Source organism: Pseudomonas sp. SBT1-2 (assembly GCF_028640875.1).
Lineage (GTDB): Bacteria > Pseudomonadota > Gammaproteobacteria > Pseudomonadales > Pseudomonadaceae > Aquipseudomonas > Aquipseudomonas chlororaphis_I.
On sequence record NZ_JAQZAA010000063.1, the window covers coordinates 192255 to 210257 of the forward strand.

An 18003-nucleotide genomic window follows, 5' to 3' on the forward strand; every position below is an offset into this window, starting at 1 on the left:
ATCGCAGGGGCTTTTTTGTGCCCGCAAGCTTCATCGACCACGACCGGCTTCCGTAGGAGCGAAGCTTGCTCGCGATGAGGGATATGGCAGAGGAGGTGGATCGGTCCTGCCACGGCTGCCTGGCTCACAGGGCTGTATTCGGCTGGTTCATTCCCGCGAAGCTGACGTTGGGGGCTTCTGGCAAGTCGTCTGCAACAGGTTGTGGGAGGGCTTGGTCCTCGAAGTGCCGTCCTTTGGATTCGGTGGTGCTGTGGCTTTCCCAGGCAAAAGAAAACCCCCGGCAGGCAGGGCCTGTCGGGGGTTCGGATAAGCGCCGGGGAGGCGCCTATCGGCTCAGCTTATTGGCAAGCTTCGCAATCCGGCTCGTCGATGGCGCAAGCCTTCGGCACTGGAGCAGGACCGGCTGGAGCGGCCAGGACCGAGTCGTCACCGTGGTTGCCGCCGCTGGAAACAGCGTTCAGCTTGCCGGTGTTGATGGTCGACTTCTCGGTGCTGGTCGCGGCCAGGGCACGGAGGTAGTAAGTGGTTTTCAGGCCACGGTACCAGGCCATGCGGTAGGTCACGTCGAGCTTTTTGCCCGAAGCGCCGGCGATGTAGAGGTTTAGCGACTGAGCCTGGTCGATCCACTTCTGGCGACGGCTGGCGGCGTCGACGATCCACTTGGTTTCCACTTCGAAGGCAGTCGCGTAGAGCTCCTTGAGTTCTTGCGGGATGCGCTCGATCTGCTGCACGGAACCGTCGTAGTACTTCAGGTCGTTGATCATGACCGAGTCCCACAGGCCGCGAGCCTTGAGGTCGCGAACCAGGTACGGGTTGATCACGGTGAATTCGCCCGACAGGTTCGATTTCACATACAGGTTCTGGTAGGTCGGTTCGATCGACTGCGACACGCCGGTGATGTTGGCGATGGTCGCGGTCGGAGCGATGGCCATGATGTTGGAGTTACGAATGCCTTTCTGTACACGGGCGCGCACTGGTGCCCAGTCCAGGGTTTCGTTCAGGTCGACATCGATGTACTTCTGGCCACGGGCTTCGATCAGGATCTGTTGCGAATCCAGCGGCAGGATGCCTTTGGACCACAGCGAACCCTGGAACGTCTCGTAGGCGCCACGCTCGTCGGCCAGGTCGCAGGAAGCCTGGATCGCGTAGAAGCTCACCGCTTCCATGGACTTGTCGGCGAAGTCGACGGCAGCATCGGAACCGTAAGGGATGTGCTGCAGGTACAGCGCGTCCTGGAAGCCCATGATGCCCAGTCCGACCGGACGGTGCTTGAAGTTGGAGTTCTTCGCCTGCGGTACCGAGTAGTAGTTGATGTCGATCACGTTATCGAGCATGCGCACGGCGGTGTTCACGGTGCGTTGCAGCTTGGCGGTGTCCAGCTTGCCGTCGACGATGTGGTTCGGCAGGTTGATCGAGCCCAGGTTGCAAACGGCGATCTCGTCCTTGTTGGTGTTCAAGGTGATCTCGGTGCACAGGTTCGAGCTGTGGACCACGCCCACGTGCTGCTGCGGGCTGCGCAGGTTGCACGGGTCCTTGAAGGTCAGCCAAGGGTGGCCGGTTTCGAACAGCATGGACAGCATCTTGCGCCACAGGTCTTTGGCCTGGATGGTCTTGAACAGCTTGATCTTGCCGTATTCGCACAGGGCTTCGTAGTACTCGTAGCGCTCTTCGAAGGCCTTGCCGGTCAGGTCGTGCAGGTCCGGCACTTCCGATGGCGAGAACAGGGTCCACTTGCCGTCATCGAAGACGCGCTTCATGAACAGGTCAGGGATCCAGTTGGCGGTGTTCATGTCGTGGGTACGACGACGATCGTCACCGGTGTTCTTGCGCAGCTCGATGAACTCTTCGATGTCCATGTGCCAGGTTTCCAGGTAGGCACATACAGCGCCTTTGCGCTTACCACCCTGGTTCACGGCTACGGCGGTGTCGTTGACCACTTTCAGGAACGGCACGACGCCCTGGGATTTACCGTTGGTGCCCTTGATGTAGGAGCCCAGCGCACGCACCGGAGTCCAGTCGTTGCCCAGGCCGCCGGCGAATTTCGACAGCATGGCGTTGTCGTGGATGGCGCCGTAGATGCCCGACAGGTCGTCCGGCACGGTGGTCAGGTAGCAGCTCGACAGCTGTGGACGCAGGGTACCGGCGTTGAACAGGGTCGGAGTCGAAGCCATGTAGTCGAAGGACGACAGCAGGTTGTAGAACTCGATGGCACGGTCTTCTCTCTGCTTCTCTTCGATCGCCAGGCCCATGGCCACGCGCATGAAGAAGATCTGCGGCAGTTCGAAACGCACGCCGTCCTTGTGGATGAAGTAGCGGTCGTACAGGGTCTGCAGGCCCAGGTAGGTGAACTGCTGGTCGCGCTCGTGGTTGATCGCCTTGCCGAGTTTTTCCAGGTCGAAGTCGGCCAGCACAGGGTTCAGCAGTTCGAACTCGATACCTTTGGCGACGTAGGCCGGCAGTGCCTTGGCGTACAGGTCGGCCATCTCGTGGTGAGTGGCGCTCTCGGCCACTTCCAGGAAGCTCAGGCCTTCGGCGCGCAGGGTGTCCATCAGCAGGCGGGCGGTCACGAACGAGTAGTTCGGCTCGCGCTCTACCAGGGTGCGCGCGGTCATCACCAGGGCGGTGTTGACGTCCTTGAGCGCTACGCCGTCGTAAAGGTTCTTCAGGGTTTCGCGCTGGATCAGGTCGCCGTCGACTTCTTCCAGGCCTTCGCAGGCTTCGGTGACGATGGTGTTCAGGCGGCCCATGTCCAGAGGCGCGAAGCTGCCGTCGGTGCGGGTGATGCGGATCGACGGGTGAGCCTGCACCGGCTCTTCGCTTGGCGTGCGGGTGGCGCGCTCCTTGGCGCGCGAGTCACGGTAGATCACGTAGTCGCGGGCAACTTTCTGCTCGCCGGCACGCATCAGGGCCAGTTCGACCTGGTCCTGGATCTCTTCGATGTGGATGGTGCCGCCCGAAGGCATGCGACGCTTGAAGGTGGCGGTGACCTGCTCGGTCAGGCGAGCGACGGTGTCGTGGATTCGCGACGAAGCGGCAGCGGTGCCGCCTTCAACTGCGAGAAACGCTTTGGTGATGGCGACGGTGATTTTGTCATCGGTGTAAGGAACGACAGTGCCGTTACGCTTGATCACTCGCAGTTGGCCAGGCGCGGTGGCAGACAGATCCAGGTTGGAATCGGCAGCCTGCGGCGCTTTGGCCTGCGGGTTCTCGCGAGTTGTGTCGGTTTGCATGGGTGTCTCCACGTTCTCTATGTTTGTTTGGGCACCCTTTGGGTGCCCACCGTTCCGTCCTGAAGCACTACAACCGGCGCACGCCGGGCATAACGACTTCGGGACAGTTCAGGAAGGGGGGCTGTTGGCGCCGCTTCCATGCCGAAGTCATAGGTCGCGAGCCTGGGGCTCGTGACCGTATTCCTGGTGGGTGACAGTCATGTACTGCAACACCCGTACCGTTTTCCTTGCCGTGGGCTGGAAAACCGCAGCCATCCGCACGCGCGGTTTGGCTTCTGAAAATCCGATTGGTTCAACCAAAGAAGTGCAAGAAAAGCGCTTGAGTTTCTTGTCTGATTTGTGTTTGGTTTTTGGCCTGAAACCCTAGATATAGGGTTTTTTTGCGGCCGAGCTACAAGATAATGCGTTTTTGGGGGTGATTGCAACGTACAGCCTGTGGATAAGGTTGTGCGTAAATTGTGTATGAAGCGAGTAAACCTCACGCAGGCCGCAGCAGGGCTGGATCCTACCGTTTGTCACTGTTTTTTACCCTGCAAAACTGCCCGGGGCGGATTTTTGCGGGCGCGAACCCTATCACAAAAAAACGCCTTTACCGAGCGCATTCAGCGCCTTGTGTTCACGGCCTTTGCCGTTGCTACAATCGGGCCTTCGATGCATCGTTTTATCCATTTCACATTACAAAAAGACGGGCGGATTCTTCCTGAGCCCGTACCTGGCAAGCAGAGGTCACCGTGGAGCAAGAAGCGTGGCAGATATTGATCGTCGAGGACGATCAGCGACTGGCCGAGTTGACCTGTGAATATCTGCAGAGCAACGGACTGCGCGTCGCCATCGAGGGCAATGGCGCCCTGGCTGCGGCGCGGATCATTGCCGAACAACCCGACCTGGTGATCCTCGACCTGATGCTGCCCGGCGAGGATGGCCTGAGCATCTGCCGCAAGGTCCGCGATCGTTACGACGGGCCGATCCTGATGCTGACCGCGCGCACCGACGACATGGACCAGGTGCTGGGGCTGGACACCGGCGCCGACGATTACGTGTGCAAGCCGGTCCGTCCGCGTCTGTTGCTGGCCAGGATCCAGGCCCTGTTGCGGCGCAGCGAACCCGTGGACGGCGCCGCGCCGGAGAAATCCCGGCGCCTGCAATTCGGCCCGCTGGTGGTGGACAGCGCCTTGCGCGAAGCCTGGTTGCACGATGCCGGTATCGAGTTGACCAGCGCCGAGTTCGACCTGCTCTGGCTGCTGGTGGCCAACGCCGGGCGCATTCTGTCCCGCGAGGAAATCTTCACCGCCCTGCGCGGCATCGGCTATGACGGCCAGGACCGTTCCATCGATGTGCGCATCTCCCGGATCCGCCCGAAAATCGGCGACGACCCGGAACACCCGCGGCTGATCAAGACCATCCGCAGCAAGGGTTATCTGTTCGTCCCCGAAGCCGCTGCCGACCTGTCGTCGTGAACTCCATATTTCTGCGCATCTACGGCGGCATGTGCGCCGCGCTGATTCTGGTGGCGCTGTTGGGCGTGCTGGCGCTGCATCTGCTCAATCAGGTGCGCAGCGAGCAATACCGCGAGCGCCTGGCCCACGGCACGTTTTCGCTGATGGCCGACAATCTGCAACCGATGAGCGAAATCGAGCGCCGCCGCGCCCTGGCGGTATGGGAGCGCTTGTTGGGCATTCCGCTGACCCTGCAAACCTTCACCCAGACCGGCCTCGACCTCGGGCAGCGCAACCGCGTGCTGCGCGGCCAGGCCCTGGTGGAGCAGACCGGGCCTTACGCGGCGCGGGTCTATCGCCTGGTCAGCGAGCGGGAACAACTGCTGCTGACCGGTGAGGTGCAGCAGATCAGTGAGCAACTGGCACGGGCGACTATCTATCTGCTGGCCGACGAGTTGGTGCGCTTTCCGGTGGCCGAGCAGCCGGAGCGCCTGGCGGCGTTGAAAAAGGACAAGGGCTTTGGCTTCGACATGCACCTGGTCACCCAGGACGACGCGGACATGGACGAGGACCAGCGTCGCCGGGTTGCCGAGGGCGATACGGTGATGGCCCTGGGCAAGGGCGGCGATTCGATCCGCGTGTTCGCGGGCATGGTAGGCACGCCCTGGGTCCTGGAAATCGGCCCGCTGTACCAGATGAATCCCTACCCGCCGCAGTGGCTGGTGTTGATCGCGGTGCTGGGCCTGAGCCTGATCGGCCTGATCGTCTATTTATTGGTGCGCCAGCTGGAGCGACGTTTGCGTGGCCTGGAATCGGCGGCCACGCGCATTGCCAAGGGCAGCCTGGAGGCCCGGGTGCCGGCCGGTGGCGCCGACTCGGTGGGGCGGCTGGCGGCGGCCTTCAACGGCATGGCCGAGCACTTGCAGCGCTTGCTGGCGATCCAGCGCGAGCTGGTGCGCGCGGTCTCCCACGAGTTGCGCACACCGGTGGCGCGCCTGCGCTTCGGCCTGGAAATGATCGGCTCGGCGACGACGCCCCAGGCCCGGGACAAATACATGGAGGGCATGGACAACGATATCCAGGACCTCGACCGGCTGGTGGACGAAATGCTCACCTATGCGCGGCTGGAGCAGGGTTCGCCGGCGCTGAACTTCCAGCGCATCGACCTGGATGCCCTGATCAACCAGGTGATCAGCGAGCTGGCGCCGTTGCGTGCGCAGGTCAAGGTGCAGCGCGGCTCATGCCTGTCCGCGGCGGATTGCGATGGCGCCTGGGTCGAGGCCGAGCCGCGCTACCTGCATCGGGCGTTGCAGAACCTGGTGAGCAACGCCATGCGTCACGCCGAGTCGCAGGTGCTGGTCAGTTACCAGGTGGGGCAGATGCGCTGTCGGGTCGACGTCGAGGACGATGGCCCGGGGGTTCCGGAAAGCGCCTGGGAGCGGATATTCACCCCGTTCCTGCGCCTGGATGACAGCCGCACCCGCGCTTCGGGCGGTCACGGCCTGGGCTTGTCGATCGTGCGGCGGATCATTCACTGGCATGACGGCCGCGCGTTGATCAGCAGGAGCAAGACCCTCGGCGGCGCCTGCTTCAGCCTGAGCTGGCCACGGCACCAGGATAAAGGTTGAGGGCCTGCGCTCAGGTTCGTCCGGGCATCAAGCCCGGATGCTGACCAGGCTCAGCAGTTGCCCGTCCTGCAGGGCGAATTGCGCGTCCAGTTCACTGCCACTGCGCCATTCGCTGGACAGGTCGGTCAGCAGGCGCAGACGGATCTGGCCGCTGGCTGTCCACTCCAGCACTTCGGCGTGTTCGAAATAGAAGCGTTGCTGGACGATCGGGTACAGCGCCTTGAACAGGCTTTCCTTCACCGAAAAGGTCAGGGTGACCCAGAGCGCCAGTTGCTCGCGCGGGGCGGCCGCCATGCGCTGCATTTCGGCCGGGATAAGGATTTCCCCCGCCAGGCGTTCCGCCCGTTCAATGTTGAGCAGGTTCTCCAGGTCCATGCCCAGCCCGCGCCAATGCTCCTTGCGCGCGACGATCGCCGCGGCACGCCCGGTGCTGTGGGTGATCGAGCCACTGATGTGCGCCGGCCAGACCGGAGCCCGGTCCTCGCCGATCGGCGGAATGCAGTCCAGGCCGTCCAGGCGTTGCAGGGCGGCGCGGGCGCAGAAGCGACCGGCGAGAAACTCGGCCTGCCGTTTCGCCACCGAACGTTGAATGCTCGCGGGCGGCTCGATGGCGCTGAGCTGGAAGTCGTCGCTGGCCAGGCGCGAGGCATCGAAATGGGTGCCGAGCAGGACGGTGTCCGGCAGGGCGTCGGGCAGCGGCCACTGGTCGTCGAGTGGGGTGCAGCAGGCGGGGAGGGTAGGGATGAGATTCATGCCAGGCATTTTGCCGGGTTGTAAGGCCGGAGGGTAGCCTGGCAACCGTCGGCCTTGAGGCCGCTGTCCCGGGAGTTGAGGCCCCCGGGGCGGTCGGTGCGGGATCAGTTGAACAGTTTCTTGAAGAGCGCCTGCATGTCCGCCCACGAGCGTTCATCGGCGGCCTTGTTGTAGCCGATGTCCAGCCCGCCATGTTCGCCGTGGCTCATGCGGTCGGCATCCGGATTGCTGAAGCTGTGCTTGGCGCCCTCGAGGTTGACGAACTGGTAGTCGGCGCCGGCCTTGTCCATTTCTGCCTTGAAGGCGCTGACGTTATCGGCGGTGACCATGCTGTCGAGGGCGCCGTGTTCAACGAGAATCTTCGCCTTGACGCTGCCGGGGGTGGCTGGGGTGTTGGTGACCAGGGCGCCATGGAAGCTCACCACCCCGAGCAGGGGCAGGCCCTGGCGCGCCGCGTCCAGCACCACCTTGCCGCCGAAGCAGTAGCCGATCGCGGCCAGCTTGTCCGGGTCGGTCTGCGGTTGTTTCTTCAGCAGGTCGAGCCCGGCCTTGAAGCGTGCGCTGGCGGCGGCACTGTCTTTGGAGGCGGCCTGCATGAAGGCCATGGCGTCTTTCGGGTGCTCGGTGTGCTTGCCGTCGCCGTACATATCGATGGACAGGGCGCTGTAGCCCAGGGCTGCAAGGTCCCGGGCCCGGCGTTTGGCGTAGTCGTTCAGGCCCCACCATTCATGCACCACCACTACCCCTGGGCGTGGCCCTTTCAGCGCGTCGTCATAGGCGTAGTAGCCGATGAGCCGGGTACCGTCGGGGCTCTGGTAGGGGATTTCCTGGGTCTTGATGGCCGCCTGGCTCATTGCGCAGAAGGTCAACAACAAGCAAGCAAAAAGCGCGCGCATAGTCCGTTCTCCTTTAAAAGACTGCCAGACAGCCTAGTCGATTTGATTCAGCCGAGGTTCAGAGTGTGTTCAGGGGGAGTTCAGGGCGGGGTCGGTAGTCTGGCCCCGTACCCAAAAACACATAGCGAATGAGGAAATACCCCCATGACTACTTTCAAGAAGATGATCCTGGCCTTCACTGTTCTCGGCGCCAGCGCTGTCGTCCAGGCCGCCGACAGCAACTTCGCCAGCCTTACCTACGGCCAGACCAGCGACAAGGTGAAGAAGTCCAGCCTGCTCAACAGCAACCTGAACAACCCGAACGCCGACGGTGTGATCGGCAAGGACAACACCTGGGGCGTGCGCCTGGGTCAGCAGAATGACCAGCACCGCTACTACGCCACCTACGACAATGTCTCCGGTTCCCACAATGGCATTAAACTGCGCCAGGAAAACCTGCTCGGCAGCTACGATGTGTTCCTGCCAGTGACCAGCAGCACCAAGCTGTTCGGCGGCGGCACCGCGGGCCTGACCAAGCTGACCCAGGATTCCCCAGGCTTCAGCCGCGACAGCGATATCGGTTACGCCGTCGGCGTGCAGGCCGGTGTCCTGCAGCAGGTTTCACAGAACACTTCGGTCGAACTGGGTTACCGTTACCTGCGCAGCAATGCCAGCACCGAGATGAGCGAGCGCAGTGGCAGCAAGCAGGGTTCGCTGAGCCTGACCAGCAGCGCCCAGACGTACCTGTCGGCCAACTACGCTTTCTAAAATACCGTCCTGGTTCTGACCGCGCCGGATCTGCCAAGGTAGGATCCGGCGTTGCCATATATACGATCAGGGCGCCTGAGCGCCCTTGGAGATGTCGAATTTTGCCTGGGAGAGCTGCATGAAACTGCTCGTCGTTGAAGATGAGGCGCTGCTGCGCCATCACTTGCAAACCCGCCTCACGGACAGCGGCCATGTGGTCGAGTCCGTGGCCAATGCCGAGGAGGCGCTGTATCAGACCGAGCAGTTCAACCATGATCTGGCGGTGATCGACCTGGGCCTGCCGGGCATGGGAGGGCTGGACCTGATCCGCCAGCTGCGCTCGCGGGGCAAGGCATTTCCGATCCTGATCCTGACGGCTCGTGGCAACTGGCAGGACAAGGTCGAAGGGCTGGCCGCCGGTGCCGACGACTATGTGGTCAAGCCCTTCCAGTTCGAGGAGCTGGACGCGCGCCTGAATGCCCTGCTGCGCCGCTCCAGCGGGTTCACCCAGTCGACCATCATCGCCGGCCCGCTGCTGCTCGACCTGAATCGCAAGCAGGCCTCGCTCGACGAACAGCCGCTGGCGCTGACCGCCTACGAATACCGGATTCTCGAGTACCTCATGCGCCACCATCAGCAGGTGGTGGCCAAGGACCGCTTGATGGAGCAGCTGTACCCGGACGATGACGAGCGCGATCCGAACGTGATCGAGGTGCTGGTCGGCCGCCTGCGGCGCAAGCTGGAAGGCCCTTCGGGCTTCAAGCCCATCGATACCGTGCGTGGCCTGGGTTATCTGTTCAACGAGCGCTGCCGATGATTCGATCGTTACGCCTGCGCCTGATGCTGGCGGCCACGACGCTGGCGGTGCTGTTCATGCTGGCGTTGTTGCCGGCCATGCAAGGCGCGTTCAGCCTGGCGCTGCAGGATTCCATCGAGCAGCGCCTGGCCTCCGACGTGACCACGCTGATCTCGGCGGCCCGGGTCGAGAACAATCACCTGCAAATGCCGGCGCAACTGCCGGACGAGCGCTTCAACCTGACCGACAGCCGTCTCCTGGGCTACATCTATGACCGGGAGGGGCGGCTGGTCTGGCGCTCCAAGGCGACCCAGGAAGAGAACATCAACTACAAGCCGCGTTATGACGGCCGCGGTAATGAGTTCGCGCGCATCCGCGAAGTCAACGGCCAGGAGTTTTTCGTCTACGACGTCGAGGTCAAGCTGCTCGGTGGTAAAAGCGCGGCGTTCAGCATCGTCGCCCTGCAGCCGGTACGTGAGTACCAGTTGACCCTGGAGGGCGTGCGGGAAAACCTCTACCTCGGTTTCGGCGCCGCGTTGCTGGTGCTCCTGGCGCTGCTCTGGCTTGGCCTGACCTGGGGCCTGCAGGCCTTGCGCCGGCTGAGCCAGGAACTGGACGAAATCGAAAGCGGCACCCGGGAAAGCCTCAGCGAAGAACATCCGCGCGAGCTGTTGCGCCTGACCGGCTCGTTGAACCGCCTGTTGCACAGCGAGCGCGAGCAGCGCAGCCGTTATCGCGATTCCCTGGACGACCTGGCCCACAGCCTGAAAACCCCGCTGACGGTGTTGCAAGGGGTCAGCGAGGACATGGCCCTGCGCCCCCAGGATCGCGAACAGGCCTGGGTGCTGCAGACTCAGATCGAACGCATGAGCCAGCAGATCAGCTACCAGTTGCAGCGGGCCAGCCTGCGCAAGAGCGGCCTGGTGCGTCATCAGGTGCGTCTGCGTCCGGTGCTGAAAAGCCTGTGCGACACCCTGGACAAGGTCTATCGCGACAAACAGGTGCGGGTATCGTTTGATCTGCCGGAGCGTTGCTATGTGCCGATCGAGCATGGGGCCTTGCTCGAGCTGCTGGGCAACCTGCTGGAGAACGCCTACCGCCTGTGCCTGAGCGAAGTGCGCATCAGTGTCCGCCAAGACCTCCACGGCGCGCAGTTGTGTGTCGAGGACGACGGGCCCGGTGTGCCGCCGGACCAGCGGGCGCGGATTCTCCAGCGTGGTGAACGGCTGGATCGCCAGCATCCGGGGCAGGGGATCGGCCTGGCGGTGGTCAAGGACATCATCGACAGCTACGGCGCGCAGCTGACCCTTGGCGATTCCGCCCTGGGCGGGGCGGCGTTCCGCATTCACTTCCCGGCGATCTGAGCGGCGCGCTCAGGTTTCCTGGGCGCGGTAGGCGCCCGGCGTCAGCCCGGTCCACTTCTTGAACGCGCGGTGAAAGGCCGAGGGCTCGGAAAAGCCGGTCTGCTCGGCGATCTGTTGCAATGACAGGTCGGCCCGACGCAGATGGTAGATGGCGATATCGCGCCGCAACTGATCCTTCAATTCCTGAAAGCTCGTGCCTTCTTCGCGCAAATGCCGGCGCAGAGTCTGCGGGCTGATGTGCAGGTGCTGGGCGATGCTTTCCAGGTCTGGCCAATGGTTGCTGTCGCGGCTGAGCAGGCGGCGCAGCTGGCTGCTCAGGCTGTCGCCGTCATCCGGGCGGGCCAGCAGGTCGGCGGGGGAGCGCTCGAGAAAGTGCTTGAGGGTTCGTTCGTCCTGCAGCAGCGGCATGCTCAGGTAGCGGCTGTGGAACAACAGGCTGCTGCAGTCGCGGGAAAACACCAGGGGGCAGGGGAACAGCAGGTCGTACTCGTTGCCATGCTCGGGTTTCGGGTAGCTGAAACAGGCCTGTTCGAGGCGGATGCGCTGGCCGATCAGCCAACTGCCGAGGCGATGCCAGATCACCAGCAGGCTCTCGCTGAGAAAGTGGTCCGGGTCCCACAGCCCAGCGTCGTCCAGGCTCAGGCGGGTCATTTCCCCTTCGCGCGTCAGGCTCAGCCGCGGCGCCTGGGGGAACAGGCTATAAAACAGCAGGCCGCGCTGCAGGGCCTTCTCCAGGTTGCTGCAGTGGATCAGGGCGTGGCACATCATGGCGAAGGTGCCGCGCTTGCTCGGGCCGTCGCCGAACCCCAGGTACTCGTCATCGAGGACTTGCCAGAGCTGTTGCAGCAGGCTGGCGAACTGCTCGGGGGCGATACGGGCCTTGGGTTCGTTCAGCAATTCGAGGCTGATGCCCAGGGTCTGCAGCAACTCCGAATAGTCGTAGCCCCGTCGGCGGGCCCCGCCCAGGGCGGCGCGGGCGAAATGACTGGCGATAGTGCGTTCGCGCATGAAGGTTGATCCGTCCATTAAGTGGCGGATGTTAACAGCCGCCAGCGACCGGACAAGGCGGATATCCGCCAAATTGTAGGACGAGGGCCGGATGATGGGCGGAAATCCGCCACTTCGTGTGGGGCGAGGAGCGCGAAGGGCGAGAGCAAACCCTGATGTCCAAAGGCCTTCAGGTTTTTTGGGCAAGCTGGCACGGGCTTTGCGATAGCGAGCGAGGAGAAGGGAGCAGCGAAAGGTGTTCCCCGCAGCTCTACACAACAAATCCCTCCAGTGCAGGAGGGTTCGCACTTTAGGCGTCGTGTGCATCGATGGATGGTGTGCAACGGTGCTCTTGAGGAACTTTGCAATGACGACTCGTCAGCCACTGTACAAATCCCTGTATTTCCAGGTGATCGTTGCCATCGCCATCGGCATCCTGCTCGGTCACTTCTACCCGCAGACCGGTGTGGCCCTCAAGCCCCTGGGTGACGGGTTCATCAAACTGATCAAGATGGTCATCGCGCCCATCATCTTCTGTACCGTCGTCAGTGGTATCGCTGGCATGCAGAACATGAAATCGGTGGGCAAGACCGGTGGCTACGCGCTGCTGTACTTCGAAATCGTTTCGACCATCGCCCTGCTGATCGGCCTGGTCGTGGTCAACGTCGTGCAGCCGGGCAACGGCATGCACATCGATGTGTCCACCCTGGATGCCTCGAAAGTGGCGGCCTACGTCACCGCCGGCAAGGACCAGAGCATCGTCGGCTTCATCCTCAACGTCATTCCGAACACCATCGTCGGCGCCTTCGCCAACGGCGATATCCTGCAAGTGCTGATGTTCTCGGTGATCTTCGGTTTCGCCCTGCACCGCCTGGGTGCCTACGGCAAGCCGGTGCTGGACTTCATCGATCGCTTCGCCCACGTGATGTTCAACATCATCAACATGATCATGAAGCTCGCGCCGATTGGTGCGCTGGGTGCCATGGCCTTCACCATCGGCGCCTACGGCGTGGGTTCGCTGGTGCAGCTGGGCCAGCTGATGATCTGCTTCTACATCACCTGCGTGCTGTTCGTGCTGGTGGTGCTGGGCGCCATCTGCCGCGCCCACGGTTTCAGCGTGCTGAAGCTGATCCGCTACATCCGTGAAGAGCTGCTGATCGTACTGGGTACTTCCTCGTCGGAATCGGCCCTGCCACGCATGTTGATCAAGATGGAACGCCTGGGCGCGAAGAAATCGGTAGTGGGTCTGGTGATCCCGACCGGTTACTCCTTCAACCTCGACGGTACCTCGATCTACCTGACCATGGCGGCCGTGTTCATCGCCCAGGCGACCGACACCCACATGGACATCACTCACCAGATCACCCTGCTGCTGGTGCTGCTGCTGTCCTCCAAAGGTGCTGCGGGCGTGACCGGTAGCGGCTTCATCGTGCTGGCGGCAACCCTGTCGGCCGTGGGTCACCTGCCGGTGGCCGGCCTGGCGCTGATCCTGGGTATCGACCGCTTCATGTCCGAAGCCCGTGCGCTGACCAACCTGGTGGGTAACGCGGTAGCCACCGTAGTGGTCGCCAAGTGGGTCAAGGAGCTGGACGAAGATCAGCTGCAGGCCGAGCTGGCTTCCGGTGGCCGTGCTATCAGCGACACCCGCGAAGAAGACGACCTGGGCGTTGCCGAAGGCCCGACCCCGACGACCGTGAAGTAACTTCACCGCGTTGATGAAAAACCCGCTCCGGCGGGTTTTTTCATGCCCGGCGTTTGAGCGCAACGGTCAGCCCGGGTGGCGCTTGCGGTGATTGCCGGGCCTTGAGGCGCTGCCTACTCTGTGGGCAATCAATCGGCAAGGGAGAGTGTTCATGCAAGGGCCACTGGCGTCACTCAAGGTACTGGATTTCTCCACGCTGCTGCCGGGGCCGTTCGCCTCCTTGCTGCTGGCGGACATGGGCGCCGAGGTGCTGCGCATCGAATCGCCGACCCGCATGGACCTGCTGCGGGTGCTGCCGCCCCACGATCAGGGCGTCTCCGCCAGCCATGCCTACCTCAATCGCAATAAACGCAGCCTGGCGCTGGACCTCAAGCAGCCCGAGGCGCTGGAGGTGATCCGCCAACTGGTGCTGGAGTACGACATCGTGCTGGAGCAGTTCCGCCCCGGGGTGATGGAGCGCCTGGGGCTGGGCTACGAGGCGTTGAAGGCGCTCAACCCGAAGCTGATCTATGTCTCGATCACCGGTTACGGCCAGACTGGCCCGTATCGGGAGCGCGCCGGCCACGACATCAATTACCTGGCCCTGGCGGGCCTGGCCAGCTACACCGGGCGCAAGGACAGTGGACCGCTGCCCCTGGGCATCCAGGCGGCGGACATCGCCGGAGGTTCGCTGCATGGGGTCATCGGCCTGCTGGCGGCAGTGATTGCCCGCCAGCACAGCGGCCTGGGGCAGCACCTGGACGTGAGCATGACCGATTGTGTGTTCAGCCTGAATGCCATGGCCGGGGCCGGCTACCTGGCATGCGGGATCGAGCCCGCGGCGGAGCAGCAGGTGCTCAACGGCGGCAGTTTCTATGACTATTACCGCAGTCGGGATGGTCGCTGGCTGTCGGTGGGCAGCCTGGAGCCGCCGTTCATGCAGGCATTGTGCAGGGCCTTGGGGCGTCCGGAACTGGCGGCCCAGGGGCTGTCACCGCAGCCGGAGCAACAACAGGCGCTCAAGCAGGCCTTGCAGGTCGAGTTCGAGAAACACGATTTTGCCGAGCTCTGCGAATTGTTTGCCGCGGTCGATGCCTGTGTCGAACCGGTGCTGGGCCTGGCGGAGGCGGTGGCGCATCCGCAGTTGCAGGCGCGACAGCTGGTCAGCCAGGTGCCGCGTGGCGATGGCAGTTACCAGGCGCAGATGGCCTGTCCGTTGAAGTTTTCCCAGGGGCTGCCGGAGCCGCGGCATATCGGGGCGGTGCTGGGGGCGCATAGCGACCAGGTGCTGACCGAGCTGGGTTACAGCACGCAGCGCATCGCTGAGCTACGCCAGGGCCGGGTCATCCTGTAGGGCCGGGTTCACTCCACCCGCATCTCGCCGCTGAACACCAGGGTGTGCCGGCAACGCCGGCACAGATAACGCCGGCCCTGGGCGACCAGGCGGTGGCGCTGGGCGGAAAACGGGAAATCGTTGTCGCAGGGGCAGCGATAGATGTAGCGCGTCACGCTGCGACGCTGGATCTCGTAGGTGTGGCAGCGATTGGGCGGCAGTTCGTACACCCCGCGCATGATCAGTTGCCATTCTTCGCCGTGGGGCTGGATGCGCTCGCCGAACAGTTGGTGGGCGATCAGGTGCGCGACTTCATGGGCCACGGTCTGCTTGAGGAAGTCTTCGGTGTTTTCCCGGTACAGCTGCGGGTTGAAGCGCAGCAGGTTCTCGTGCAGGTGGGCGACACCGGCTTTCTGGCCGCGCAATTTGAGGCTGACCACCGGGCGTTTGAAAGGTCGTTTGAAAAAGGATTCAGCGAGTTGGAAACAGTCTTCGACGCGGGTATTGAGTTGCTCGGGCATGCTTAACGGCTCTCCAGAGCGGGTGAGTATGCCGCAAAGCTGATGCATTCCGAATCGTCCAGGCGCCGAATGGTCGTTGCGCAGATTAGAAGGCCGCCTTGCGGCGGCCTGTGTTGGCAGATTGTGTTTGTTTTTTGAGCAGCGTCAGTTGGTGTAAACGGGGCCGACGCCAAGACCCCAGACGATCACGGTGAACGCCATGATCGCGACCAGCACCACCAGCCCAACGGCCAGTACGGAGCTTGAGAACAGGAAACCTTCGTCCGATGGAATGTTCATGAAGGTCGGCAACCCGACATACAGCAGGTAAACGGTGTAACTGATGGCGGCCGTGCCGACGATCATGCCGAGCCACATGTGCGGATACAGCGCCGCCAGGCCGCCGATGAACAGCGGCGTCGCCGTGTAGGTGGCAAATGCGATGCAGCGTGCAAGGCTCGGGCTGGCGTCGTAGGTGCGGGCCATCCAGTGGACGAAGGCGCCCATGACCGCGACCCCGCCGAGCATCGCCAGGTACGACATGATGGTCATCCACAGCGCGCTTTCCATGGTCAGCATGACCGGCGCTCGATTACCAATGACCCAACCGACCTGGGTGGTGCCGATAAAGGCCGAAATCGCTGGAATCGCCGCGAGAATCAGCGTGTGGGTGAGGTACATGTGGCTGATGCTTTCCTCTTCGTCGCCACGTATTTCTCGCCATTCCTGATCAGGGTGGGTGAAGAGTCCCACGACATGATGAATCATAGTCAGTCACTCCTTTGTTATTGCCATCGCCCCCCAACGGAGCGCCTACGGGCCAGTGGCCAAGTAAGTAAAGGTCTGAATATGTGTGCGACCTTATGTCGCAGTATAGAAAGGACTGCCTTGCAAAAGGCGCAGGCGTTAGAGCAAATCGCGCTGTCGACGCAGCTGGTAATCGCATTCGGTGATTTGATCGGTCGACTGGCGCCCGGCGCTTCGCCCGCGCGCGGTTTTTGCGTAAAATGACCGGCTTTTCGTCACACACCGCGGATTTCAAGCGCCATGGGCACTCTTACGGTCAACCAGAACAAACTGCAGAAACGCTTGCGCCGCCAGGCCGGGGAAGCGGTCGCCGACTTCAACATGATCGAAGACGGCGACAAGGTCATGGTCTGCCTGTCCGGCGGCAAGGACAGCTACACCATGCTCGACGTGCTGATGCACCTGCAGAAGGTTGCACCGATCAAGTTCGAGATCGTCGCCGTGAACATGGACCAGAAGCAGCCCGGGTTCCCCGAGCACGTGCTGCCGGCCTACCTCGAGACACTGGGTGTGGAGTACCACATCGTCGAGAAGGACACCTACTCGGTGGTCAAGGAACTGATCCCGGAAGGCAAGACCACCTGCTCGCTGTGCTCGCGCCTGCGTCGCGGCACCCTGTACACCTTCGCCGATGAGATCGGCGCGACCAAGATGGCCCTGGGTCACCATCGCGACGACATCGTCGAGACCTTCTTCCTCAACATGTTCTACAACGGCTCGCTCAAGGCCATGCCGCCCAAGCTGCGGGCCGACGACGGGCGCAACGTGGTAATCCGCCCGCTGGCCTATTGCAGCGAGAAGGACATCCAGGCCTATTCCGACCTCAAGCAGTTCCCGATCATCCCGTGCAACCTCTGCGGCTCCCAGGAAAACCTGCAGCGCCAGGTGGTCAAGGAAATGCTCCAGGAATGGGAACGCAAGACCCCGGGCCGTACCGAAAGCATTTTCCGCGGCCTGCAGAACGTGGTGCCGTCGCAGCTGGCGGACCGTAACCTGTTCGACTTCACCAGCCTGAAGATCGATGAAACCGCGGCCTCGCGTTTCGTCAATGTGGTGAACCTCTGAGTCGTTTCGCGGCTCTGTATCGTGGAATCACGGCGCTCCTCTGAGCGCCGTTTCTTTATCGTCATTAGGAGAGGGCATGCGCGATTACAAGTGGCTGCACGAATACTGTCTGAACCGTTTCGGTTCGGCGGCCGAGCTGGAAGCCCATCTGCCGGTGCCGAAAACCCCGGCGCAATTGCGCAAGATCAGCGATGACCGTTATCTCTCGACCCTGGCCCTGCGGGTGTTTCGCGCCGGCTTGAAGCACAGCCTGGTGGACGCCAAGTGGCCGGCTTTCGAAGAAGTGTTCTTTGGTTTCGACCCGGAGAAAGTGGTGCTGATGGGCGCCGAGCACCTCGAGCGGCTGATGCAGGACACGCGGATCATTCGCCACCTGGGCAAGCTCAAGAGCGTGCCGCGCAACGCGCAGATGGTGCTCGACGTGGAAAAGGAGAAGGGCAGCTTCGGCGCCTTGATCGCCGACTGGCCGGTGACCGACATCGTCGGCCTGTGGAAGTACCTGGCCAAGCACGGTCACCAGTTGGGCGGCCTGTCGGCCCCGCGCTTTCTGCGGATGGTCGGCAAGGACACCTTCGTGCCGACCTATGACGTGGTGGCGGCGCTGAATGCGCAGCAGATCATCGACAAGGTACCCAGCAGCCTCAAGGACCTGGCCACTGTGCAGGGCGCCTTCAACCAGTGGCACGCCGAAAGTGGCCGGCCGCTGTGCCAGATCTCGATGATGTTGGCCTATACGGTCAACCACTGATTCGGGGTTGATCTCATCGCGGGCAAGCCTCGCTCCTACAGAAAACCGCACGC

16 protein-coding genes are annotated in these 18003 nt (G+C 62.7%); 10 read left to right on the forward strand and 6 right to left on the reverse strand.

All coding sequences use genetic code 11. The features are described 5' to 3' along the window. Positions 1-338: 338 nt before the first annotated feature. Complete coding sequence (locus PVZ78_RS09670) at positions 339-3230, reverse strand: ribonucleoside-diphosphate reductase subunit alpha (protein ID WP_273828609.1); 2892 nt, start codon at positions 3228-3230, stop codon at positions 339-341. A gap of 199 nt (positions 3231-3429) precedes the next feature. Between PVZ78_RS09670 and PVZ78_RS09675 the strand changes: the two genes are divergently transcribed. From PVZ78_RS09675 to PVZ78_RS09685, 3 genes are all read left to right on the forward strand, one after another. Then, positions 3430-3597 (forward strand): hypothetical protein, encoded by a 168-nt coding sequence (locus PVZ78_RS09675; RefSeq protein WP_155290718.1) that lies wholly within the window; start codon positions 3430-3432, stop codon positions 3595-3597. 364 nt (positions 3598-3961) lie between these two features. Beyond that, the gene (locus tag PVZ78_RS09680; RefSeq protein ID WP_016702519.1) at positions 3962-4687 is read left to right on the forward strand and encodes a winged helix-turn-helix domain-containing protein; all 726 of its coding nucleotides are present in this window, start codon (positions 3962-3964) and stop codon (positions 4685-4687) included. Then, positions 4684-6294, forward strand: a complete 1611-nt coding sequence (locus tag PVZ78_RS09685; protein WP_009050296.1) for an ATP-binding protein — start codon at positions 4684-4686, stop codon at positions 6292-6294. Before PVZ78_RS09680 ends, PVZ78_RS09685 begins: the two co-directional genes overlap by 4 nt. A gap of 27 nt (positions 6295-6321) precedes the next feature. On the opposite strand, the gene PVZ78_RS09690 is transcribed toward PVZ78_RS09685, so the two are convergent. Together PVZ78_RS09690 and PVZ78_RS09695 are read right to left on the reverse strand one after the other, a co-directional pair. Continuing rightward, complete coding sequence (locus PVZ78_RS09690) at positions 6322-7047, reverse strand: 4'-phosphopantetheinyl transferase family protein (protein WP_038634305.1); 726 nt, start codon at positions 7045-7047, stop codon at positions 6322-6324. Between the two features lie 104 nt (positions 7048-7151). After that, the gene (locus PVZ78_RS09695) at positions 7152-7943 is read right to left on the reverse strand and encodes a dienelactone hydrolase family protein (RefSeq protein WP_053269718.1); all 792 of its coding nucleotides are present in this window, start codon (positions 7941-7943) and stop codon (positions 7152-7154) included. A 144-nt stretch (positions 7944-8087) separates the two neighbouring features. Between PVZ78_RS09695 and PVZ78_RS09700 the strand changes: the two genes are divergently transcribed. The 3 genes from PVZ78_RS09700 to PVZ78_RS09710 all read left to right on the forward strand — a co-directional run bounded on the left by PVZ78_RS09700 (position 8088) and on the right by PVZ78_RS09710 (position 10829). Further along, positions 8088-8690, forward strand: a complete 603-nt coding sequence (locus tag PVZ78_RS09700) for a hypothetical protein (RefSeq protein WP_007931772.1) — start codon at positions 8088-8090, stop codon at positions 8688-8690. Between the two features lie 118 nt (positions 8691-8808). Beyond that, complete coding sequence (locus tag PVZ78_RS09705) at positions 8809-9486, forward strand: response regulator (RefSeq protein ID WP_007931776.1); 678 nt, start codon at positions 8809-8811, stop codon at positions 9484-9486. Beyond that, positions 9483-10829 carry an ATP-binding protein gene (locus PVZ78_RS09710; RefSeq protein ID WP_016702515.1) on the forward strand — a complete coding sequence of 449 codons (1347 nt, stop codon included), beginning with the start codon at positions 9483-9485 and terminating at the stop codon, positions 10827-10829. The genes PVZ78_RS09705 and PVZ78_RS09710 overlap by 4 nt, the downstream gene beginning before the upstream one ends. 9 nt (positions 10830-10838) lie before the next feature. Here PVZ78_RS09710 and PVZ78_RS09715 read toward each other — a convergent pair whose 3' ends face one another. Then, a complete protein-coding gene (locus tag PVZ78_RS09715) occupies positions 10839-11837 on the reverse strand; it encodes an AraC family transcriptional regulator (protein WP_009050292.1) in 999 nt (332 codons plus the stop codon). A 346-nt stretch (positions 11838-12183) separates the two neighbouring features. Between PVZ78_RS09715 and PVZ78_RS09720 the strand changes: the two genes are divergently transcribed. Together PVZ78_RS09720 and PVZ78_RS09725 are read left to right on the forward strand one after the other, a co-directional pair. Further along, positions 12184-13518: a dicarboxylate/amino acid:cation symporter gene (locus tag PVZ78_RS09720; protein ID WP_009050291.1), complete on the forward strand. Its 1335-nt coding sequence runs from the start codon at positions 12184-12186 to the stop codon at positions 13516-13518. A gap of 151 nt (positions 13519-13669) precedes the next feature. Further along, the gene (locus PVZ78_RS09725; RefSeq protein WP_273828610.1) at positions 13670-14851 is read left to right on the forward strand and encodes a CaiB/BaiF CoA transferase family protein; all 1182 of its coding nucleotides are present in this window, start codon (positions 13670-13672) and stop codon (positions 14849-14851) included. 8 nt (positions 14852-14859) lie between these two features. On the opposite strand, the gene PVZ78_RS09730 is transcribed toward PVZ78_RS09725, so the two are convergent. Together PVZ78_RS09730 and PVZ78_RS09735 are read right to left on the reverse strand one after the other, a co-directional pair. Further along, positions 14860-15351 carry a SprT family zinc-dependent metalloprotease gene (locus PVZ78_RS09730; RefSeq protein ID WP_007931787.1) on the reverse strand — a complete coding sequence of 164 codons (492 nt, stop codon included), beginning with the start codon at positions 15349-15351 and terminating at the stop codon, positions 14860-14862. Positions 15352-15495: 144 nt separating this feature from the next. Beyond that, the gene (locus PVZ78_RS09735; RefSeq protein WP_009050289.1) at positions 15496-16098 is read right to left on the reverse strand and encodes a Yip1 family protein; all 603 of its coding nucleotides are present in this window, start codon (positions 16096-16098) and stop codon (positions 15496-15498) included. A gap of 279 nt (positions 16099-16377) precedes the next feature. On the opposite strand from PVZ78_RS09735, the gene ttcA reads away from it, so the two are divergent. After that, a complete protein-coding gene (gene ttcA / locus PVZ78_RS09740; protein WP_009050288.1) occupies positions 16378-17202 on the forward strand; it encodes a tRNA 2-thiocytidine(32) synthetase TtcA in 825 nt (274 codons plus the stop codon). 76 nt (positions 17203-17278) lie between these two features. Next, complete coding sequence (locus tag PVZ78_RS09745) at positions 17279-17950, forward strand: DNA-3-methyladenine glycosylase I (RefSeq protein WP_009050287.1); 672 nt, start codon at positions 17279-17281, stop codon at positions 17948-17950. Positions 17951-18003 lie beyond the last annotated feature (53 nt).